The 20,954-nt window shown below is 40.6% G+C and carries 17 protein-coding genes (1 of these 17 cut by a window edge); 10 read left to right on the top strand and 7 right to left on the bottom strand.

The features are described from left to right. Positions 1 to 580: the 5' end (the start) of a S41 family peptidase gene (locus OKW21_RS28565; RefSeq protein ID WP_277486452.1), read on the bottom strand. It extends 1,049 nt beyond the left edge of the window; only the first 580 of its 1,629 coding nucleotides appear in the window; the start codon lies at positions 578 to 580; its stop codon lies off the left edge, out of view. A 216-nt stretch (positions 581 to 796) separates the two neighbouring features. On the opposite strand from OKW21_RS28565, the gene OKW21_RS28560 reads away from it, so the two are divergent. From OKW21_RS28560 to OKW21_RS28540, 5 genes are read left to right on the top strand one after another with little or no spacing between them, the layout of a single operon-like run. Continuing rightward, complete coding sequence (locus tag OKW21_RS28560; RefSeq protein WP_277486450.1) at positions 797 to 1,567, top strand: iron-sulfur cluster repair di-iron protein; 771 nt, start codon at positions 797 to 799, stop codon at positions 1,565 to 1,567. Then, positions 1,567 to 1,983, top strand: a complete 417-nt coding sequence (gene ruvX, locus OKW21_RS28555) for a Holliday junction resolvase RuvX (protein ID WP_277486449.1) — start codon at positions 1,567 to 1,569, stop codon at positions 1,981 to 1,983. Before OKW21_RS28560 ends, ruvX begins: the two co-directional genes overlap by 1 nt. A 3-nt stretch (positions 1,984 to 1,986) precedes the next feature. Beyond that, positions 1,987 to 2,562: a peptide deformylase gene (gene def / locus OKW21_RS28550; protein WP_277486448.1), complete on the top strand. Its 576-nt coding sequence runs from the start codon at positions 1,987 to 1,989 to the stop codon at positions 2,560 to 2,562. 4 nt (positions 2,563 to 2,566) lie between these two features. Further along, complete coding sequence (locus OKW21_RS28545) at positions 2,567 to 3,730, top strand: methionine aminotransferase (RefSeq protein ID WP_338130095.1); 1,164 nt, start codon at positions 2,567 to 2,569, stop codon at positions 3,728 to 3,730. Next, the gene (locus tag OKW21_RS28540) at positions 3,727 to 4,533 is read left to right on the top strand and encodes an amidohydrolase (RefSeq protein WP_277486446.1); all 807 of its coding nucleotides are present in this window, start codon (positions 3,727 to 3,729) and stop codon (positions 4,531 to 4,533) included. The genes OKW21_RS28545 and OKW21_RS28540 overlap by 4 nt, the downstream gene beginning before the upstream one ends. Here OKW21_RS28540 and OKW21_RS28535 read toward each other — a convergent pair. The 5 genes from OKW21_RS28535 to rpmH all read right to left on the bottom strand — a co-directional run bounded on the left by OKW21_RS28535 (position 4,522) and on the right by rpmH (position 9,690). Beyond that, on the bottom strand, positions 4,522 to 4,917 hold the full coding sequence (locus tag OKW21_RS28535) for a hypothetical protein (protein ID WP_277486444.1): 396 nt from the start codon (positions 4,915 to 4,917) through the stop codon (positions 4,522 to 4,524). The genes OKW21_RS28540 and OKW21_RS28535 overlap by 12 nt on opposite strands. After that, entirely contained in the window at positions 4,914 to 7,181 is a 2,268-nt protein-coding gene (locus tag OKW21_RS28530) for a T9SS type A sorting domain-containing protein (protein ID WP_277486442.1), read from the bottom strand. The genes OKW21_RS28535 and OKW21_RS28530 overlap by 4 nt, the downstream gene beginning before the upstream one ends. A gap of 168 nt (positions 7,182 to 7,349) precedes the next feature. Further along, positions 7,350 to 9,011 (bottom strand): S41 family peptidase, encoded by a 1,662-nt coding sequence (locus OKW21_RS28525; RefSeq protein WP_277486440.1) that lies wholly within the window; start codon positions 9,009 to 9,011, stop codon positions 7,350 to 7,352. A 30-nt stretch (positions 9,012 to 9,041) separates the two neighbouring features. Continuing rightward, the gene (rnpA, locus tag OKW21_RS28520; RefSeq protein ID WP_277486438.1) at positions 9,042 to 9,404 is read right to left on the bottom strand and encodes a ribonuclease P protein component; all 363 of its coding nucleotides are present in this window, start codon (positions 9,402 to 9,404) and stop codon (positions 9,042 to 9,044) included. Positions 9,405 to 9,531: 127 nt separating this feature from the next. Further along, positions 9,532 to 9,690, bottom strand: coding sequence for a 50S ribosomal protein L34 (gene rpmH / locus OKW21_RS28515; protein WP_277486436.1), 159 nt, complete (start codon positions 9,688 to 9,690; stop codon positions 9,532 to 9,534). Positions 9,691 to 9,895: 205 nt separating this feature from the next. On the opposite strand from rpmH, the gene thrA reads away from it, so the two are divergent. Next, a complete protein-coding gene (thrA, locus tag OKW21_RS28510) occupies positions 9,896 to 12,382 on the top strand; it encodes a bifunctional aspartate kinase/homoserine dehydrogenase I (protein ID WP_277486434.1) in 2,487 nt (828 codons plus the stop codon). Between the two features lie 117 nt (positions 12,383 to 12,499). Then, positions 12,500 to 13,675, top strand: coding sequence for a thiolase family protein (locus OKW21_RS28505; RefSeq protein WP_277486432.1), 1,176 nt, complete (start codon positions 12,500 to 12,502; stop codon positions 13,673 to 13,675). A 400-nt stretch (positions 13,676 to 14,075) separates the two neighbouring features. Here OKW21_RS28505 and OKW21_RS28500 read toward each other — a convergent pair whose 3' ends face one another. Next, a complete protein-coding gene (locus OKW21_RS28500) occupies positions 14,076 to 15,431 on the bottom strand; it encodes a peptidoglycan DD-metalloendopeptidase family protein (RefSeq protein ID WP_277486431.1) in 1,356 nt (451 codons plus the stop codon). Between the two features lie 514 nt (positions 15,432 to 15,945). Between OKW21_RS28500 and OKW21_RS28495 the strand changes: the two genes are divergently transcribed. The 3 genes from OKW21_RS28495 to OKW21_RS28485 all read left to right on the top strand — a co-directional run bounded on the left by OKW21_RS28495 (position 15,946) and on the right by OKW21_RS28485 (position 20,865). Further along, entirely contained in the window at positions 15,946 to 18,693 is a 2,748-nt protein-coding gene (locus OKW21_RS28495) for a 2-oxoglutarate dehydrogenase E1 component (protein WP_277486429.1), read from the top strand. A 44-nt stretch (positions 18,694 to 18,737) separates the two neighbouring features. Continuing rightward, positions 18,738 to 20,357, top strand: coding sequence for a 2-oxoglutarate dehydrogenase complex dihydrolipoyllysine-residue succinyltransferase (gene odhB / locus OKW21_RS28490; RefSeq protein ID WP_277486427.1), 1,620 nt, complete (start codon positions 18,738 to 18,740; stop codon positions 20,355 to 20,357). 94 nt (positions 20,358 to 20,451) lie between these two features. Further along, positions 20,452 to 20,865, top strand: a complete 414-nt coding sequence (locus OKW21_RS28485; protein WP_277486425.1) for a hypothetical protein — start codon at positions 20,452 to 20,454, stop codon at positions 20,863 to 20,865. The last annotated feature ends 89 nt before the right edge of the window (positions 20,866 to 20,954 follow it).

Genomic DNA, 20,954 nt, shown 5'->3' with positions numbered 1-20,954 from the left:
CCTGAGGGATTTTATCTCTAATAATTGTAAAGTCTTTTAATTCTTTAGTACCTCTACGCTTAATGCTTACTTCTACCTTACTTCCTTTTGGACCACGTAAAAGTTCAAAAACGTCTTGATTATCTATGCCAACTCCCGCTACAGTCTCCCCGTCAACTTTCACAATCTTATCTCCACTTACTAAACCAACTTCTTCAGACGGCCCTCCGCTAAGCGGCGCTACCACATAAATAGTATCTTTGATGATATTAAATTCTATGCCGATCCCTTCAAACTCACCCTCGAGTTGAGACTTAGCGATCTCTAATTCTTCAGCAGGAATGTAAACTGAATGGGGATCTAGCTCTTCCAGCATTTTAGTAATAGCCGTCTCAACCAATTCGTCTGTATCTACCTGATCTACATAATCACGCTGAATGTATGTAAGGATATCTTTAAATTTCAGATAGCTGCTAATAAGATTATTTGAGGAATTATCACCACCTGCCATGGTAGCACCTATCAATATGCCTGCAGCTACTGCCAGGGTAATAAAAATAGGGAGGCGTATCTGAAAATCTGAATTTTTATTTTTACTCACAATATTGAGATTTAAAAGTATTCATAACTAATTCATTTATAGGTCTTCAACCCATAAAGAATTATTGCCGAAACCATCAATTTAGTAATAATATACTAAATAAACATAAATATCATTCATTCGTTCTGTTAAGTTGTATATAAAATTACAAAGCATTAATTTTATATAATATACTATTTTGATTTTTCCTAGTTGTTGATTTAGACTAGTGAAAAATTGTTTACGAATACGAAAGAACTGATGAATATCGATACCAACAAGAGGATTACTGAGATTGTTGATGAAAACTATGCGTACGCATCTGTTTTATACTACTTTGGTATCAAATTTTATGATTACAATGAAAAGACGCTTGAGCAGGTGTGTGCTGAAAAAGGATTAGATGTCAAACATGTAATTAATAGTTTGGAGTCGGTAAATACTGTCTCAGAGGACGAGCGCCCTGCACTATCTACTTACCCTATTGATGTCATAGTAGAATATCTCAAACACACTCACTTTATATTTATTAAAGATCGCCTTCCCTACCTCAGCAAGCTTATTAAGAACCTTCAGATAACAGAATATAAGTCTATTATTGAGGACTTACAATTCATTTTCCCTCTCTTTGTGGAAGATCTTATTTACCACATTTACCAAGAGGAAGATGAGTTTTTCACTTATATTCTCTCTTTACAGGAAGCTTTAAGAAATCCTCAGGCAACTAACAGGCTATATTTTGATATGGAAAAATACTCTATTCAGGATTTTGCCATTAGCCACGACATTGACGATGATGAGATGAAAGGTATCCGTAATATTACAAATGGTTATAATACCCAGGGCATTAATAGTCTTCACCTGAGAGTAGTGTATGCTGAACTTCAACATTTTGAGCGGGAGTTACAAATACACGCTAGTATAGAAAACGAAATTTTATTCCCCAAAGCGCTGATGCTGGAAAAGCAAGTACGCAAATTTTTTAGAGATAAATCCCGCATGAATTAATGGCGAGAGTTATCGGAATAGATTACGGTACCAAACGCACAGGACTAGCTGCTACTGATCCTCTTCAAATTATTGCTTCTCCACTGGAAACCGTTCGAACTCATTTGATCTTTCAGTACTTACAGGAGTATTGTAGTAAAGAGGATACTGAGGCTTTTGTAGTGGGTATGCCCAGAAATCTGGATAATTCTGATACACATGCAACCAAACATGTAGAAGGATTTGTTAAAAAGCTGAAAAAAACTTTTCCGGCGCATACCGTATATTTGCAGGATGAAAGATTTACTTCCAAACAAGCCCTTGAGGCCATGATTGAAGGAGGTACATCTAAAAAATACAGAAGAGAAAAGGGCAATATAGACAAGGTGAGTGCCACCATTATTTTACAATCTTATTTAGAAAAGAAGCGTTTTTAAGATATGATTTATCCCATCGTATTATATGGTGATCCCGTACTGAAAACACCGGCTGAAGATATTGAGCCAGGCTCCATAGATGCCAAGCAGCTGAGTGAAGATATGTTTGAAACTATGTATCAGGCCAGTGGGGTGGGGTTGGCAGCTCCTCAAATTGGCAAAAGCCTTAGAATGTTTGTCGTGGATAGTGGCCCGATGGAAGAAGAGGATGAAGAAAGTAATGGGGAAGGCTTCAAGCGGGTATTCATCAATCCGGAAATTATTTCTTATGAAGGGGATGACTGGTCTTTTGAAGAGGGCTGTCTGAGTATCCCTGGAGTTAGGGCAGATGTAAATCGTCCGGAAGTAGTAACCATTAAGTATCTGGACGAAAACTGGAATGAACATACGGAGACTCTGGAAGATATGCCTGCCCGCATTGTACTACATGAGTATGATCACATAGAAGGCATTCTTTTTACTGATCATGTAAAAGGGCTTAAGAAGCGCCTTATTAAGGGTAAACTCAACAATATTACCCAAGGCAAGGTGGATGCAAACTATAAAGTGAAACTTTCACCCAAACTGGCCAAAAGATAGTATTTTGCATTATCAAGCTAAGCAAGCTGAAATATCATCCAAGCTTCCTGATACGGGAACTACCATTTTCACCATTATGTCTAAAATGGCATCTGATTATGGTGCCATTAATCTTTCTCAGGGATTTCCTGACTTTTCTGTTCCTGAAGCACTTCAGAAATTAGTGTACAAGCATATGCATGATGGGCACAATCAATATGCCCCCATGCCTGGGCTATTAGCGTTACGCGAGCAAATTTCTGGGAAGGTCGAGAAGCTATATCAGCGAATAATTAATCCCGAAACAGAAGTAACCATTACTGCCGGGGCTACGGAAGCCTTGCATGCCAGTATCTCAGCCATCGTTCATCCTGGTGATGAAGTTATCGTGCTGGAGCCTGCATATGACAGCTATATCCCTTCCATACAATTGAATGGTGGTATTCCCGTAACTGTAGCTCTAAACCCAAAAGATTTTACTGTAGACTGGAATAAAGTTAGAGAGGCTATTAGTAGTAAAACCCGAACGATTATAGTCAACACTCCCCATAATCCTAGTGGGAGCATTTTTTCTACTTATGATTTAGAACAACTGGCAGAAATTACCAGAGATAACCAGATGCTAGTACTTAGCGATGAGGTGTACGAGCATATTATCTTTGATGGAAAACAACACCAAAGTGTATTATGCCATGAGGAATTAGCTACCCGTAGTATCGCCGTCTTTTCTTTTGGCAAAACTTTTCATGCCACGGGCTGGAAGGTAGGCTACTGCATAGCGCCCCCCCCAATAAGTACAGAGATCAGAAAAGTACATCAGTATCTTCAGTTTAGTGTACACACACCTACACAGTATGCTCTGGCCGAATACATGGATACTTTAGATAGTTATCAGCATCTGGCCGACTTTTACCAGAAAAAGCGTGACCTCTTCCTGAAGCTTACCCAAGCCTCTCCTCTCAAAGCATTATCCTCAGGTGGTACTTATTTTCAATTGTTTTCTTATAAGGACTACTCAAAACTGTCTGACCGAGCACTGGCGGAAAAGCTGACCCAAGAAAACAAATTAGCCAGTATTCCGATTAGTGTTTTTTATCACGACCAAACTGATCATCATTATTTGCGTTTTTGTTTTGCAAAGAGCAACGAAACATTAGAAAAGGCCGCAAAAATCCTTTGTAGTTTATGAGCCAAATTTCTGACACTTTAAATGTTAGCCTTATTCAATCTGAACTTTACTGGCATAACATAGATGCTAATCTTGCTATGTTTGAAGAAAAAATCTGGCAGATTGGAGGAAAAACAGACCTGATTGTACTGCCGGAAATGTTCAGTACGGGCTTTACCAATGCGGCACCTGAACTGGCAGAGCCCATGAACAGCAAAACTTTTCGTTGGATGAAGCAGCAGGCGATGCAAACACAGGCTGCTATCTGTGGAAGCTTTATTGCCAGAGATGGAAAAAAGCTATATAATCGTCTATTGTGGATGCAACCTGATGGTGAATTTGTAAGCTACGATAAGAAGCATCTTTTTAGAATGTCAGAGGAGCATGAAATTTATACTGCCGGTTCTGATAGAGTAGTGGTAGAATGGAGAGGTTGGAAAATCAGGCCCTTGATCTGTTATGATTTACGATTTCCAATCTGGAGTCGTAATGAAACGTACGCTGATGGAAGCCAGTCTTATGACCTTCTTCTGTACGTAGCCAACTGGCCTGCACCCAGAGTTCAGGTATGGCGTACTCTTTTGCAAGCCAGAGCTATTGAGAACCTTTCTTATTGCATTGGAGTGAATAGAGTAGGGGAGGATGGGATGAATGTTTCTTATAATGGTCACTCAATGGTTTACAATTATAGAGGAGAAGTAATGAATGATCTGGGTGAAGCAGAGGATATTGCGCAAATAGAGATTTCAAAATCAGAGCTATCTGCTTTTCGTCAGAAGTTTCCCGCACATCTTGATGCAGATTCTTTTCAATTAGGAAAATAACTCTTCTGCTACATTCATTAAATGTTTTTCTGTAGGCTGATTATAAAAGTTATCTCCTAATGTCTTAGCCATTTTTTCTATTATCAGATTTTGACCTGACAATATAAGCTTCACTCGCCTAGATTTTTCTCTTACCAGCGTATTTATCAGTTTGAGTAACTTATTGGGATTTGCTTTACTGTCATAACTTTCCATCAGGATAAGTATTTTTTCTGCCTGATTAATCAGTTCCTGAGCATAAGTTACCATGCTTACATCTGAAAAATTGTCCAGGCTAAAGGTATTTACTTCAGGATAAAGTTTTTTTATGTGAGATTCTGAGCCGGTCTGAAAAGCCACCTGTTCATGACTCTCCACCAATTGAATATTTAAAAATGCTTTCACTTTACCATCAGTTTTTCGGCACTTACTTTCCCATTACTATTCCAAACTCTGATTAGATATATTCCTCTTGCCAGGCCTGCAACATCTATGGTCATTTCTTCTGTATTATCTTTTGGCTTGAGTTCAGCCAATATCGCTCCATTCATGCTAATCATTTGTAGCCACTTGATTGGCTCTGATGACCGAACTTTCACCTGTGGCTCCGTTAAAAATGTCGGATTTGGAAAAACCAATAGTGCCACATCTTCTCTACTTTGCCAGGCTGAGTAGCTCATCAGGCGAACTCCTCCCTGAGGGCTGCCCACAAAAATATAAGTTTTGTCGGAATCATCTATTTTGGCAGCAGCCAGACTTACATGCTTATCTATTTCCAAGTTCTTTTTTTGGTCGTCTAAACTCACTACTACAGTATCTGCAATAGCCTCTTCTTCAAGTTGGGCAAGAAAATCAGGATACAAAAGCATCCACTCACTGGCATCACTCCTCAATAAATCCTCTTTTCCGTCTCCATCAAAATCATACAGGAGAACAGAAAGGTTACGATTAAATATACTGCTGCTTATTCCCCCGGCATTTCCTATGACAAGTTCCCATTCAGGTAAACCCTCGCTATTCTGGTTTTGGTAATATTCCAGATTTCCTTCACGTTTGGCTATAAATACGTCCACATCACCATCATTATCAGCATCCGTAAACTCAAGCTGGTCAGCCGGGTGAAAATCAAGAGAAAGTGTTTGTCTCTGCTCAGGCTTAAATACCCATGCCCCCTGACTGCTGGCCTGATTTGCTATCCAGTAGAATGTGGCGGGGGAGGAAAAAGAGCTTTCAGCCCCACTCAAAAGCAAATCTGGCAAACCATCTTTATTAAGATCTTCAAAATAAAGGTGAAGCTGCTGTAATTTCCATTGGCTTAGTCCAAGGTAATCTGAAGTAGTGTATTTATAAGTTGGAACATTTGTCGTTCCTGTGTTTTCATAAAGATAAACACCTGCATAATAGCCGTTTTCATGCATGCTTCCGCGATGGGCAATGAATAAATCCATGTCACCATCAGCATCATAATCTACTAGTGTAGGAGCAGCATTTTCGCCTACATCTATCATTGCCGACTGTAAAAAGTTACGCTGTATTAAATTAAATTCAGGCATTTGCGCTGTACCTGTATTCTCATAAAGCCAACTGGAGTTTCGCATATCGGCAGCCCCTGTGATTTCTCCATTAACATTGGGAGCAATCACTAAATCTCTGACACCATCGTGTGTTACATCCACATGATATGCCGCGGGAAAAGAAATGGATAGCTCTTCCGGTATTTCTTCAGGATAGTTAGTGGAAAAAGATGTAAAGAGTGCGTTTTCTCTTGTACCTACATTTTCTAAAAAGTATAGCTCACCACAACCTTCATCACTACTCAGGATATCCTTATCCCCATCACCGTCTGTATCTATGGCTAATAAGGTTTTTCCTCCTATATGAAGCTGTTTGGCATCTTTGTTATACCGGTTACTAATTGCCTCACAGCTCTGACCTTCAAAGGCAAACTGTCCACAACCGCATTCTCTCATCTGGCCCCAGGCATCATCTATTGCTTCAAATTCTAGCGTACTACTATTGCCATTTTCTACGCTTTGGTTCTGGTAGTATTCCATGTTACCTCTACCGTTCACATTATAAACGACAATATCCAGGTCTCCATCGCCATCAATATCACTAATGGCGGGTATGTCAGATGGGTTGAGCTGAATGGCAATTTCAAAGCCTGAGAAACCGATGGTTGCTAGTGGATCAGCTACTAATTCCCATTCCAGTTGCTCACTATTACTCACATTACGATATACTGTGATACTTCTTTTTCCGGAAGCAGTGAATAAATCCTGCTTGCCATCTCCATCATAATCCACAAAGACTACCCAGCTGCTAATATTTTTTGGAAAGCTCAGGCTATACACAGGAGCGTAAACAAACTGCTGGTTTTGGGAAAGGAAAGGTATAAACTGATCCGAAGTTCTATCAAATATGATTAAGTCTTGCTGACCATCCCGGTTTAGATCAATATTATAATACTGCCCGGAATTTAACCCTCCTGCCCAGGCAAATTTCAGGTTTTCACTCTCATGATTCGCCTGAATATTTTGCTCAATCTCCACAGTCCATTGTGCCTGAGCTGATAATGCAAAGGTTAGAAAAAACAGAATACACAAGCAGTACTGATACACTTTAGCGCTATTACCGATTTGTGAATTTTTGAGTAATGTATATTGCATACATGCCAGCTTACATTACAAATATATAACAGGTATACATTAATGATATTTTACATTACTACTCTAATACTTAGGATAAAGTTTATGTAGCCTATACCATGAAAAAAAGCCGGACAGAAATAACTCCTGCCCGGCCAATGGCTTCACGTAAAATTTTTACTTTATAGCTTAGCTATCTCCTTTCAGAATAGCATTGTATTTTTCTTCATCATTCAATACTTCCAGAGCAGCCTGCAACACTTTATCATCATCAAATGAGGCTTCTATTTTACCATCGCTCAGGTAGTATCGCGATACGATCTCTTCTTCCAGAAGCTCTTTGATCTCATCTTTGAAGTTTTGTAAATCCTGATCTTTGTTGTGCTGCACTTTTTTGCGCAAAGAAGTTATCTGACCTTCAATATCTTGATAATACTTCTCGTCTTTGGCACTTTCAATAAGATCATCTATAGTTTGCTCAACTTCGGTAGTATAGTCATACTCTTTACCTTTGAGCCAAGTCACAAAGTCCTCGTATTCAGCATCACTAAGTTCAAATTTCTTAGCGTCAGTGATTTCAGGATGGGAGTAGTAATATTCTGTTGCGTAATCAAAAAGCAAGCTCTTAGTATATAGACTAATAGAGATGGGAGTTAATCTACCGGGCTTTACTTCAATGTCAGGGTTAATTCCTCCTCCATCATATACTACCCGTCCGTTTTTTGTCTCAAAAGCCGTTTTCAATGAATCTGCAATTTTGCCTACACTTCCGTCATCATTACGGTGGCTATAGTCAATGGCCTGGATACAACGCCCACTAGGGGTGTAGTATTTAGCAGTAGTAACCTTAAGTTGTGAATTATAAGTAAGTGGGCGGGTTGCCTGTACCAAACCTTTTCCAAATGTTCTCTCGCCCACCAGTACACCTCTGTCATAGTCTTGTACTACACCCGAAACAATTTCAGCAGCAGAAGCACTACGGGTGCTGGTAAGCACTGCTACAGGAATTTCTGTATCAACCGGATTATTGATCGCATTGTACGCTTTATTCCAGTCAGTTACTTTTCCCTTAGTACTTACAACTTCTGAGCCTTTGGGGATAAATGCGTTAGATACATTGACTGATTCGCTCAGGAGTCCTCCGGGATTATCTCTCAGGTCAAATACCAGCTTTTCGGCGCCTTCAGATTTAAGTTTCTTGATGGCGTTCTCTACTTCTCTCCCTGCACCAGTAGTAAAATTACTAAGTTTAATATAACCCACTTTGTCGGTAATCATACCGTAGTAGGGTACATTATCTACCGTAATTCTTTCTCGCTTTATTGTAACATTGATATCATCATCTTCTCCATGCCGCTTAACGGTTACAGTAAGATTAGTATTGGCCTGTCCTTTGAGCAGCTTACTAATATCTTCTACTGTTTTATCTTCTACATCTATACCATCTACAGAAAGAATTTCATCTCCAATCTTAAGTCCTCCCTTTTCTGCAGGAAAGCCTTTGTATGGCATCAGCACCATATTCTTTCCGTTACGCTTTCCTATAATCGCACCTATTCCGCCATACTGGCCGGTGGTCATAGTGCGATAATCCTCTATGTCATCTTCAGGAATATAGTTAGTGTAAGGATCAAGCGACTGTAACATTGCATCAATCCCAGTCTTGATAAGCGTATTAGGATTGACTTCATCTACATAATAAGTATTTACCTCTTTGAAGAGAGTAGCGAATATGTCTAAGTTTTTAGCAATCGCAAAATAATTGTCACCCGGACCTCTGAAGGCTAGCGTTCCCACTATAGCGACAGTCATCACAACCAGGGAATATCTTCCCATTTTTTTAGCACTCATGAGCAATGGATTTTCTTGATGGTTTGTCTCTTACTTCTTTAAACGATACAGCGATTCAAGTATTTTAGTTTCAATGCGCTGATATGAGTTTTTATCTCTAGCAATATAAATATAGCCAAGCAAAAAGTGAACATCTCCGGGAGACTTGTAAGTAATTAAGTGTTTATGTTGGCGATAAGCTTCGCGCATTTGTCGCTTTAGTCGGTTACGATCTACTGCTTTCTTGAAGTGCCGGCGGGGTACGGTAAAGAGTACCTGATGATGTTCCAATTCCTCTACAGGAAGGTAAATCAGGCGTATAGGGTAATGGGTATGCGCTTTACCTCGTTTAAATAAATCTGCGATCAGCTTTTTACTGCTAAGCCTTTCATGCCTGGGTAAGGTGTGGCGCAAGCGAGCGAAATTTAGTCAGAAGAGCAGAGCAAAACAGTTAGCTCTGAAAATTGTAATTTAAGCTAAAAAAAGTAATAGTAAGGTTGACAAGAAAAAATAAAGGTGCCAACCCTTGGCTGGCTATAATTTAACCTTTATGCTTTTTCTCGCTAGATACAGAAAGCTTTTTTCTACCTTTTGCTCTTCTTCTAGCTAATACAGACCTTCCATTTGCACTTGCTGACCTTGAGCGAAAGCCGTGCTTGTTGGTTCTTTTTCTACGCGAAGGTTGAAAAGTTCTTTTCATAATTCTTCAATTTTTAGGGGTGCAAATATACTTTCTTTGTTTTTGAATTTCAAACTTTATCAGGCCTAAAAAGTTCATTTACTCTTGTTATTATTTCAAAATCATATCTTTTTAGTTCCCAATCCATGATATTATGCCCAAAATAATATTCTGTATCCACTGGGATTTTATAACTTGCGCCCTCTGAAGATTATTTTAAGAGCATATGAAACTACTAAAGTTTGGAGGATCCTCGGTTGGTTCAGCCGAAAGTATTAAAACTGTAGCAGATATTGTAGCTACCTATCATCGTAATCAGGCAAAATGCGCTGTTGTTGTCTCTGCTATGAGTGGCGTTACTGATAAGCTAATTTTGCTAAGTGAGAAAGCAGCTAATGGTGATGAGAGCTACCTGGATCTGCTCAAAGAACTAGAAAAACATCATTTTGACACCGCCCGCACCCTGATTAATGTGCATGCGCAAAGCAGAGTTTTTGCTTACCTGAAGACGCTTATTAATGAACTGGATGACTTGCTGCATGGCGCGTTTCTGTTGAGGGAGCGCTCTCCTCGTACGCTTGACCTTGTACTTAGCTTTGGCGAGCGCCTTTCTGCCTACCTTATTAGCCAGTATATGAAAGAGCTGGGTATTGATGCACAGTTTCTGGATGCTCGTAAGCTTATTCGTACTGATGCCAACTTCAATGCTGCTAAAGTAGATTTTGAGGCCACCAACCATAATATCTCTGAATATTTTGCTACCAATAAGGCCCTGCAAATCATCACAGGTTTTGTAGCTTCTACTGAAGAAAACGAGACCACCACTATGGGTAGGGGCGGCTCAGATTATACGGCGTCTATTTTTGGAGCAGCATTAAACGCCGAAGAGGTAGAAATATGGACCGATGTGGATGGTGTAATGACAGCAGACCCTCGTCAAGTGAAAAACGCCTTTTCACTAGATGCTATTTCTTATCTGGAAGCTATGGAAATGTCTCACTTCGGTGCGAAAGTCATTTATCCTCCTACTATTCAGCCGCTACTTTCCAGGAATATCCCTCTTAGAATTCGTAATACTTTTCATCGCGAGTTTCCTGGTACCCTGATTAGCCGCAACCCTTATGCTATCTCAAATGCTGCTGCCAATAACGAAAAAATACTGGCTGTAAAGGGTATCTCTTCTATAAAAGATGTGGCTCTGCTCAGCCTACAGGGAAGTGGTATGATCGGTATTCCCGGTATATCTTCTCGTCTTTTTGGTGCATTAGCAAGACGTAAAATTAATATTATTATCATTACGCAAGCTTCTTCCGAGCACTCTATCACTTTTGCAGTGAGCCCGATAGACGCTAAACGAGCGCAGGAAGCTATGGATGAGGAGTTTGCTATTGAGATTGATTCCGGGAAGATTGATAAAGCTATTGTAGAAACACACCTTTCAATTGTAGCTATCATCGGTGAGAATATGCGTCAAACCCCTGGTATTTCAGGTAAATTATTTAGTGCTCTGGGAAGAAACGGTATCAATGTCCGTGCAATCGCACAGGGTTCTTCTGAGATTAATTTGACTGTTGTCATTTCGCAACGTAACCTTTCTAAGGCGCTTAACACTGTCCACGAGGCTTTCTTTTTATCTGAGACCAAGTCACTTAATGTATTTATGGCTGGCCTGGGTCTTATTGGTAGTACATTGCTTAAGCAAATTTCTCAGCAATCAGACTATCTGTATGAGAACCGCTTACTGCGCATCAATTTTATAGGAGTAATCAATAGTCGGAAAATGCTGGTCAATGATAATGGCATTGACCAAACTCATTGGGAAGGTCAACTAGATACAGAAGGTGTGGTCAGCGATATGGGAGTCTTTGTCAGAAAAATCAAAGAGCTCAACTTACCTAATAGTGTTTTTATTGATTGCACCTCTTCTGAAGATGTCATTAAATATTACCAGGAAATTCTTCAGTCGGCTGTTTCTATTATTACCCCTAATAAGCTGGCAAATTCCGGCACTTTCAAATCTTACCTGCAGCTTAAACAAACCGCAATGCGGGCAGGTGTTAAGTTCTTGTACGAAACTAATGTAGGAGCTGGCCTACCCGTAATACGGGTACTACAGGACCTCAAAGATAGTGGCGATAAGATTTTTAAAGTTGAGGGTGTACTCTCGGGCACCCTTTCTTATATCTTTAACTCTTTTCAGGAAGGAAGAAAGTTTAGTGAAGTAGTAAAAGAAGCTCAGGAAAAAGGGTATACCGAGCCTGATCCGCGCGAAGACCTGAATGGTATGGACGTAGCCCGCAAAATCCTGATCCTCTCTCGTGAGGTAGGTCTTTCGCTCGAGCCAGAAGATGTGGACGTGGAAAACATACTACCTCAACAGTGTCTGGAAGCTCCGGATGTAGAATCCTTTTTCAAGTCGCTGGAAGATGTCGATGATAGTATGGAAAGAAGAAGGAAAAACGCTGCAGATGCTGGTTGTAAACTCCGGTTTGTGGCTATCCTTGAAAATAGTAAAGCATCGGTTAAGCTGGAAGAAGTAGGGGAGAATCATCCTTTCTACTCACTATCCGGCAGCGATAACATCATCTCTTATCATACTGCTCGTTATAAAGAGAGACCGCTAGTAGTTAAAGGCCCGGGAGCGGGAGCTGAAGTAACTGCTGCCGGAGTTTTTGCCGAATTATTCAGTATCAGTCACTTTCTTTACCAATAATTTTTCATAAAGCAGATGTCGTGCACGTCTGCTTTTTTCAAACGAAAATAGTATGCATGACGAACATTTTTTCTGTATATTGCGTCTATCACATTGATTACTGAAAACTAGATATATATGGATGCATACATAGTAGGAGGATACCGTACGGCAGTAGGCAAAGCCAAAAAAGGAGGCTTTCGTTTTACCAGACCTGATGATCTGGCTGTAGAAGTGATCCAGCACCTTACTTCCAGCATAGAAGGGCTGGAGCCGGAAATGGTAGATGATATTATTGTTGGCAATGCAGTTCCTGAAGCAGAACAGGGGATGCAAATGGGCCGCTTGATATCACTGATGGCCCTCGGGCGTGATGTTCCGGGGATGATCATCAATCGCTATTGTGGATCAGGAGTAGAAGCTATTAACATTGCTTCCGCTCGTATTCACGCCAGCATGGCTGATTGTATTATTGCTGGAGGTACTGAGTCTATGTCTCTCGTACCTATGATGGGCCATAAGACCGCCCTTAATTTCAAGATTGCTTCCAAACATCCCGAATATTACACAAGCATGGGACTTACTGCTGAGGAAGTAGCTAAAGATTACAAAATTTCCCGGGACGACATGGATGAGTTTGCATATCAATCTCATATGAAAGCCATCAATGCGATCAAGGAAGGACATTTCAAAGATGAGATTGTGCCTATTAATGTTTCTGAAACGTATGTGGGTGAAGATGGAAAGACCAAGAGCAAAGATTTTGTCATTGATACGGATGAGGGTCCAAGAGTAGATACTAGCAGAGAAGCACTTGCTAAGCTTAAGCCAGCTTTTCGTAGTGATGGAAATGTAACCGCTGGCAACTCTTCCCAAACTTCTGATGGGGCTGCCTTTGTACTGGTCATGTCTGAAAAAATGGTCAAACAGCTCAACCTTACTCCTCACGCTCGTATGATGAGTTATACAGTCGCCGGAGTGGATCCACGTATTATGGGTATTGGCCCTATACATGCAATACCCAAAGCGCTAGAAAGAGCAGGTTTAAATCTTGCTGATATTGACCTGATAGAACTTAATGAGGCTTTTGCCGCTCAATCTCTTGCAGTAGTACGCGAGCTTGATATTGACCCTTCTAAACTCAATGTAAATGGTGGTGCGATCGCCTTAGGCCATCCTTTAGGTTGCACCGGTGCTAAATTAAGTATACAACTTATTAATGAGATGCGCCGTCGTAAGCAAAAATATGGTATGGTGACCGCTTGTGTCGGCGGAGGCCAGGGAGTAGCAGGAATCTTTGAATTTTTGAATTAAGTTAGGTTTCAATAGTATTAACAGGCTGCAGTAATTGTGTAGCGGCTTGTTAGTACTATTTTACTTTTCCTCGTGGTTTTCATACCCAAGAACAAAGCCTAACCCTTATGTTGGTATGAACTTAAACAATATATTCAGCCAATATAGGGAAGCATAATCCTGTTTTTAGGTATTGCTTTTTTCATTCCACGAATGCTTGTACTAGAAGTTATCAGCTTTTTAAGGAGCTTAACTATTTTAACTATTCGTCCCTTATCTCATTTGTTGGCAGGCAAGCTTTAAGCATGGGTAAAATTTAAGCGTTGCTCAGGTAAAATGGTAGAGGATATACTCTGAAACTCAGCAAATAAAAAGGAGCACTAAGGCTCCTTATATTTTTTCTTATTTCATATCAACTGTTTTACAATAGTCTTTCGTCTACATTTACCACTTTCAGACTGGTTTTGGCATTAGCCAAGATAAATTGTCTTTCTGGATAAGGGACCTCAAAGAGTTGCTCCATCAGACCTTTCATATGTGCCTCATAAGTTTCCCGATGTTCCTCAGAAATAGGTTCAGAAGGAGGCATTTCAATTTTTAGGGCATCTACCGCTTTTCCATCTTTCCAAACACGATAATCCAGGTGAGGACCAGTTGATATTCCTGTACTGCCTACATATCCGATAATGTCTCCTTGCTTTACATATTTACCAACTCTGATGTCTTTTCCATATTTTGATAGGTGCATATAGCCGGTCGTATAAGTATTGTTGTGACGAATTTTTACATAATTACCTGCTCCACCACTATAATTTGCTTTGGTAATCATGCCATCGCCTACAGCCCTGACGGGGGTACCCCGGGGAGCAGCATAGTCAATGCCATGGTGAGGTCTTCTGATTTTTAATACCGGATGTAATCTGCTATGAGAAAAACGAGAACTGATACGTGAATATTTAAGGGGAGCTTTAAGAAATGCTTTTCTCAAACTGTTCCCTTTTTCATCAAAATAATCTTCCTTACCTCCCTGATCATAGTAAAAAGCATAAAACTCTTCTTCGCCTCTTTCAAATTGTGCGGCTTTGATTCTACCAACGCCTACTCGCTCTCCTTTGATTTGTACTTCTTCATATATCATTTTAAACTTATCGCCTTTCTGCACTTTAAACAGGTCGATCTGCCATGCATATACTTCAGAGAGTTCGTTGACTAGTTCGGTAGGAGCATCGGCATCGCTCAGTGTTTGATATATTGAATAGTCAATTACACCCGCAAATGTTTGGGTTACTGTATCTACTGGATGCTGACCTGTGGAAATGCGGATTGAATCTGATAACTCATATACCACAAAATCTACCCGCGAGGGTTCATATATGAAATAGCGGGCCGTGTTTAATGAATCGTTACTACAGAGCACTGTATAGTTTCTATTTGCTCTGATTTTTCTAACATCAAATACTTCACGTGAGGCTTTGGCTAATTTATCTATCAAACCTAAAGAAACATTGTACTGTGTCAGGATTTGTGATAAAAACTGGTTTGGCTCAACTGTGGCCTCTACCACCTGCAGGCTGTCCACATTTAATCCAAATAACATTTTAGGTTCCGGTGGTGGTATTGCTTCTAATGTGTCATTTTGAAGAGAGTCTATTACTTGTGAAGCTACTTGAGGGCTGGAGTACTCGGGGTGTGAACTGAACAGTTGATAGATAGCGATCACAACTACAATGGGTATTATCAGAGCACTTAGTTTGGTTAGACTGAGGTTACTTTTCAAAATATTTGAATTTTTCTATTGTTTATCTAATAAATACCAAAAAAATTTTGTCTTTGCTAACAAATTTATATTCTAAATACGGATTTTTTATTAAATCTAGTTCATTTCTTCCGGTTTCATTTTACATGTTTTCATACATCTCGTTTTAAGCTATTGTAAGAAGTTGATTCCTTTTTATTTATTATTAGACACATCTGTGAAAATTACAATTTAGCTTTTTGTGGTTTAACTTACAACCATCATAAAAACATTTCTGATTCCTGTTTGCACTTGCATAAAAATTCCAATAAAGGATTTACTTATTATATGAATATCGCTCCGCTATCGATTTCTTTTTTTACTTGTTCTACTGACCTATATCAGGTTTTTTTTAACTTTCCCGTAGTCAAAATGTTTTCAATCCTATAATTTAAACTTCTGAAATTCAACAATATTTGTATAAGCGAATACGCAATTTTACAATTATATATTGTCTTTCTATATTTGTTAGAAATGAAAGTAACTTCTAGGGAGAATGGATAAATACTCGTATATCTCAAATGCCGACGTGGGATACATAGATGAACTTTATAAGTCTTACCAGCAAGACCCCGCCTCGGTAGATGAAAGCTGGCAAAAGTTTTTTGAAGGTTATAATTTTTCTCAGGAACGCTTCAACGGAAAAGGGGGAAGCACAGAATCTACAATTCAGGCTGCTCTTGGAGATGGAGAGATAGACGTAAGAGAAGCAAAAATCTTGAGGCTCATCCGCAACTATCGTAGGAGAGGCCATCTGGAATCAACCACAAACCCCGTACGAAAGCGCCGAGATCGCAAAGCCCAGCTGGGTATTGAAAATTTTGGGCTTACTGAAGAAGATCTGGATGTTGAGTTTGATGCCGGAAAAGACCTTGGCATCGGAAAGGCATCTCTCCGAAAAATTATTGATACACTTCGCAGTGTATATCTGGCTAATGTAGGTTTTGAATATACTTACATTCGCGATAGGGAGATCATGGAGTGGATAAAGCAAAAAGCTGAAAACACTTTCGTTACTTATTCTCCCAGTCAGGATGAAAAAAAACGGGTGCTCAGAAAACTCAATGAAGCAGTTGTATTTGAAAACTTTTTACATACAAAATATCTTGGCCAGAAGCGTTTTTCGCTGGAAGGCGGGGAAACTACGATTCCGGCCCTGGATGGTATCATCAACCATGCTGTAGAGAGTGGGACTGAAGAGGTTATGATCGGTATGGCCCACCGTGGCCGCCTCAATGTACTGGCCAACATCATGGGTAAAACCTATGAGCAGATCTTTAATGAATTTGAAGGTACCGCCGAACCTGAGCTGGCACATGGTGACGGTGACGTGAAATACCATCTTGGTTATTCCAGTGAGATTACCACCGCCAGTGGGAAAAAGGTAAACGTTAAATTGGCACCGAACCCTTCCCACCTTGAGGCTGTAGACCCAGTGGTAGAAGGTTTTATTCGTGCCAAAGCTGACCACCAGTATGGCGACGATTATGATAAAGTTCTTCCTATTTTGCTTCATGGAGATGCTGCACTAGCGGGTCAGGGCATTGTATATGAGGTGGCGCAAATGTCCCAATTGGAAGGCTACCATACTGGAGGAACCATCCACTTTATCATTAATAATCAGGTAGGTTTTACTACCGACTTTGACGATGCCCGTTCTAGTATTTATTCTTCTGACGTAGCTAAGGTTATTGACTCACCTGTGCTTCATGTAAATGGTGATGACCCTGAGGCTGTGCTCTACTGTGTTAAGCTTGCTGTGGAATTTCGCCAGAAATTCCATAAGGATATTTTTATAGATATGGTGTGCTACCGTCGTCATGGCCATAATGAAAGCGATGAACCCAAGTTTACTCAGCCTTCTTTATACAATATCATCTCCAAGCACCCTAACCCTAGAGAAGTCTATAATAAGAGACTTATCGAGCGGGGGGATGTAGATGCTGAACTGGCGCAGACTATGGATAAGGAGTTTAGAGGCCTTCTTCAGGATCGTCTGAACATGGTAAAACAACATCCTCTGCCTTATGAATACCAACCACTTGAACTGGAGTGGAGGGATATGCGTAAATCTAAGGCGGAAGACTTTGATTTATCACCTGAAACGGGTATCTCAGAAGAGGCAATCAAAAAAATAGCCAATGCGCTTACTACGCTGCCTAAGGGATTTAAGCCAATCAAGCAGATTGAAAAGCAGTTCAAGCTTCGCAAGGAAATGTTTTTTAAACAAAAACAATACAACTGGGCTGCCGCTGAGCTTATGGCCTATGGCTCTATCCTTCTGGAAAATAAGATCGTGCGCATAGCGGGCCAGGATACTGAAAGAGGTACCTTCTCTCACCGCCATGCTGTAATTCATGATGCAGAAAGTAATGAGCCTTATACCAATCTTAATCATATTGACGATAATCAGGAGCAGTTTAGAATATACAATTCATTGCTATCTGAATATGGTGCACTTGGCTTTGAGTTTGGCTATGCCATGGCCAACCCCAGCGCATTGGTCATCTGGGAAGCACAGTTTGGTGATTTTGCCAACGGCGCACAGGTAATGATTGATCAGTTTATCACTACTTCAGAAACCAAATGGCGCAGGATGAGTGGGGTAGTGATGTTGCTTCCTCATGGTTATGAGGGGCAGGGACCTGAACACTCCAATGCACGCCCTGAAAGGTTTCTGCAATTGAGCGCTGACTACAATATTATTGTAGCCAACATTACTGAACCTTCTAACTTTTTCCATGCGCTGCGCAGACAACTGGCATGGCCTTTCAGAAAACCTTTGGTGGTAATGTCTCCAAAGTCTTTGCTACGTCACCCTAAGGTAACCTCTCCCGTGGAAGAGTTTACCCAGGGCAGATTCAGAGAAATTATTCCTGATACGATAGCTTCACCTCAAAAATCTGTGAAGAAGGTTCTGCTATGTTCTGGTAAAATCTATTATGACCTGGAAGAGAAAAGGGAAAAAGAAAAACGTAAAGATGTAGCCATCATCAGAATTGAGCAGCTGCACCCCTTCCCGGATAAGCAAGTAACTAAAGAGCTTATGAAGTACAAATCTGCTAAGGTTTATTGGGTACAGGAAGAGCCGGAAAATATGGGTTACTGGGCATACATGCTAAGAACATACCGTCAAGTCAATATGGAAATTATCTCACGTAAGCCGGCAGCTTCTCCCGCCACTGGCTATGGTAAGATGCATGCCAAGGAGCAGGAAGAAATCTTAAACAAAGCGTTTGCGTAAAGAAAAAAAGGTTATCCAACCATAAAATTCATAACCAACTTTATATGAGCTTAGAAATTAAAGTTCCCACCGTCGGCGAATCTATTACTGAGGTTACCATTGCCGAATGGACAAAAAAGGATGGTGACTACGTTGAGATGGACGAAGTCATTGCTGAACTTGAGTCTGACAAAGCTACTTTTGAACTAAACGCCGAGCAGGCTGGCGTACTTCACATCAAAACTGAAGCAGGAGAAACCGTTGAGATAGGGGCTGTTATTTGCGAAATTGATACATCGGCCAGCGAAAACGGCGAGAAAGAAGAGAAGAAATCCGCTGAGCAAGAGGAGGCTTCCGCATCTGACAGCAAAAAAGAAAAAACTGAAAAGCCCGCTGATACTAAAGAGGATAGTCCGCAGGAAGCCCAGAGCCTGGAGATGAAAATCCCTACAGTCGGTGAGTCTATTACCGAAGTTACTATTTCCGAATGGCTCAAAGAGGATGGTGAGCAGGTAGAGATGGATGAAGTCATTGCTGAGATTGAATCTGACAAGGCTACTTTTGAACTTACTGCCGAAGCAGCTGGTACACTAAGGATCAAAGCACAGGCTGGTGAGACTTTGGAGATTGGAGCCCTTGCCTGTGTCATTGAAACCAATGGACAAGGCTCATCTGCGCCTTCTCAAAGTTCTGATACTGCTGACAAAGAAAAGGCTTCTACTACTTCATCTGGTGCTGAGGGAAAAGATAATGGCCGTGAAACCTATGCTACCGGACATGCTTCTCCTGCGGCTTCCAAAATACTGGCTGAAAAAGGAATTGATCCTAAGCAAGTGAAGGGAAGTGGTGTAGATGGTCGTATTACCAAGGAGGATGCTGAAAAAGCAGAAAAGACTTCTCCGGCTCAAAGTAAGCCAACTCAACCTTCCGAAAAAGCTGGCAAAAAAGAAACGGAAGCTCCCAAAACCACCGGTGAGGATGAAGGTCGTCAACAGCGCCGTGAGAAGATGAGCAGTCTTCGCAAAACGATCAGCCGTCGTCTGGTAGCCGCCAAGAACGAAACCGCAATGCTTACTACCTTTAATGAGGTAGATATGAAGCCGGTGATGGACCTGCGTAAGAAGTACAAAGAAGCTTTTAAAGAGAAGTATGAAGTCAATCTTGGCTTTATGTCATTCTTTACCAAAGCTGCCTGCCTGGCTTTGAAAGAGTGGCCAGCAGTCAATGCTTTCATTGATGGAGAAGAGCTTGTGTATAATGACTACTGTGATGTTTCTATTGCGGTATCAAGCCCCAAAGGACTGGTAGTTCCGGTAATTCGTAATGCGGAAGCAATGAGCTTTGACCAGATAGAGAAAGAGGTAGTGAGACTGGCAAAAAAGGCGCGTGACGGAAAACTGAGTATTGACGAAATGACGGGAGGGACATTTACAGTTACCAATGGTGGTATCTTCGGTTCTATGCTTTCTACCCCTATTATCAATCAGCCTCAGTCAGCTATATTAGGGATGCACAATATCGTAGAGCGCCCGGTAGCTATCAATGGGCAAGTGGAAATCCGCCCGATTATGTATGTGGCCTTATCTTATGACCATAGAGTGATCGACGGTCGGGAGTCTGTAAGCTTCTTGTACAGAATCAAAGAGTTGATAGAAGACCCTTCTCGTCTGCTATTAGGCATATAAGGAACTAAAGTAGTACAAATACATCTTTGAGCCGGTGGTGAAAACCACTGGCTTTTTTATTTGTTAGCCAATTGAGAATCAATAATCAGAAGTTATGGTAAAGAAATTTAGCAACTATCCTTTATATGCCAAAAGTATCATCTTTATCTATACCGCCGGGTATCTGGTGATGATGTTTTATCATATTGACGAGGTTTTACAATTAGGTTTTTCTTCACGAGAAATTCCTTCTACAATTAACATATGGTATGATGCCTTAGGTTTTTTTATAGTCCCTTTAGCAGTGATCTTACTTTATGTCCGTCCTGCTATAGGCTTGACTTTTTCACTGGGCGTGATGATGCTTACCTTTATTTTTGACGCGCTCATCCGCTATATCATGTTGGAAGGCCATTATGCTAATTGGTTCTACTACTTTGAAATGGTATTTGCCCTATTCGTACTAACTAGCTATCCGGTTATGCGATTTTTGGTGAAGCCCAAGAAGTCAGATAAACATTTTGCGTAAATAGCTTAAATATTTTTTGGTAAGAAGGGGCTTGTTTTGAGAAAACTATTGTGCTTTTAGCTCAATACCCTAATTTCCCCATCTCTACC

The organism is Catalinimonas alkaloidigena (assembly GCF_029504655.1).
Lineage (GTDB): Bacteria > Bacteroidota > Bacteroidia > Cytophagales > Cyclobacteriaceae > Catalinimonas > Catalinimonas alkaloidigena.
The sequence above is the reverse complement of the archived record's forward strand: the minus strand, read 5'-3'. Positions and strand labels throughout refer to the sequence as shown.

Bases quoted from the DNA above. Each gene is read 5' to 3' on its own strand.
- ruvX (WP_277486449.1), top strand. From the start codon at position 1,567: ATGGCGAGAGTTATCGGAATAGATTACGGTACCAAACGCACAGGACTA.
- OKW21_RS28505 (WP_277486432.1), top strand. From the start codon at position 12,500: ATGGATGCATACATAGTAGGAGGATACCGTACGGCAGTAGGCAAAGCC.
- OKW21_RS28530 (WP_277486442.1), bottom strand. From the start codon at position 7,181: ATGCAATATACATTACTCAAAAATTCACAAATCGGTAATAGCGCTAAA.
- thrA (WP_277486434.1), top strand. From the start codon at position 9,896: ATGAAACTACTAAAGTTTGGAGGATCCTCGGTTGGTTCAGCCGAAAGT.
- OKW21_RS28495 (WP_277486429.1), top strand. From the start codon at position 15,946: ATGGATAAATACTCGTATATCTCAAATGCCGACGTGGGATACATAGAT.
- OKW21_RS28540 (WP_277486446.1), top strand. From the start codon at position 3,727: ATGAGCCAAATTTCTGACACTTTAAATGTTAGCCTTATTCAATCTGAA.
- odhB (WP_277486427.1), top strand. From the start codon at position 18,738: ATGAGCTTAGAAATTAAAGTTCCCACCGTCGGCGAATCTATTACTGAG.
- OKW21_RS28485 (WP_277486425.1), top strand. From the start codon at position 20,452: ATGGTAAAGAAATTTAGCAACTATCCTTTATATGCCAAAAGTATCATC.
- OKW21_RS28525 (WP_277486440.1), bottom strand. From the start codon at position 9,011: ATGAGTGCTAAAAAAATGGGAAGATATTCCCTGGTTGTGATGACTGTC.
- def (WP_277486448.1), top strand. From the start codon at position 1,987: ATGATTTATCCCATCGTATTATATGGTGATCCCGTACTGAAAACACCG.
- rpmH (WP_277486436.1), bottom strand. From the start codon at position 9,690: ATGAAAAGAACTTTTCAACCTTCGCGTAGAAAAAGAACCAACAAGCAC.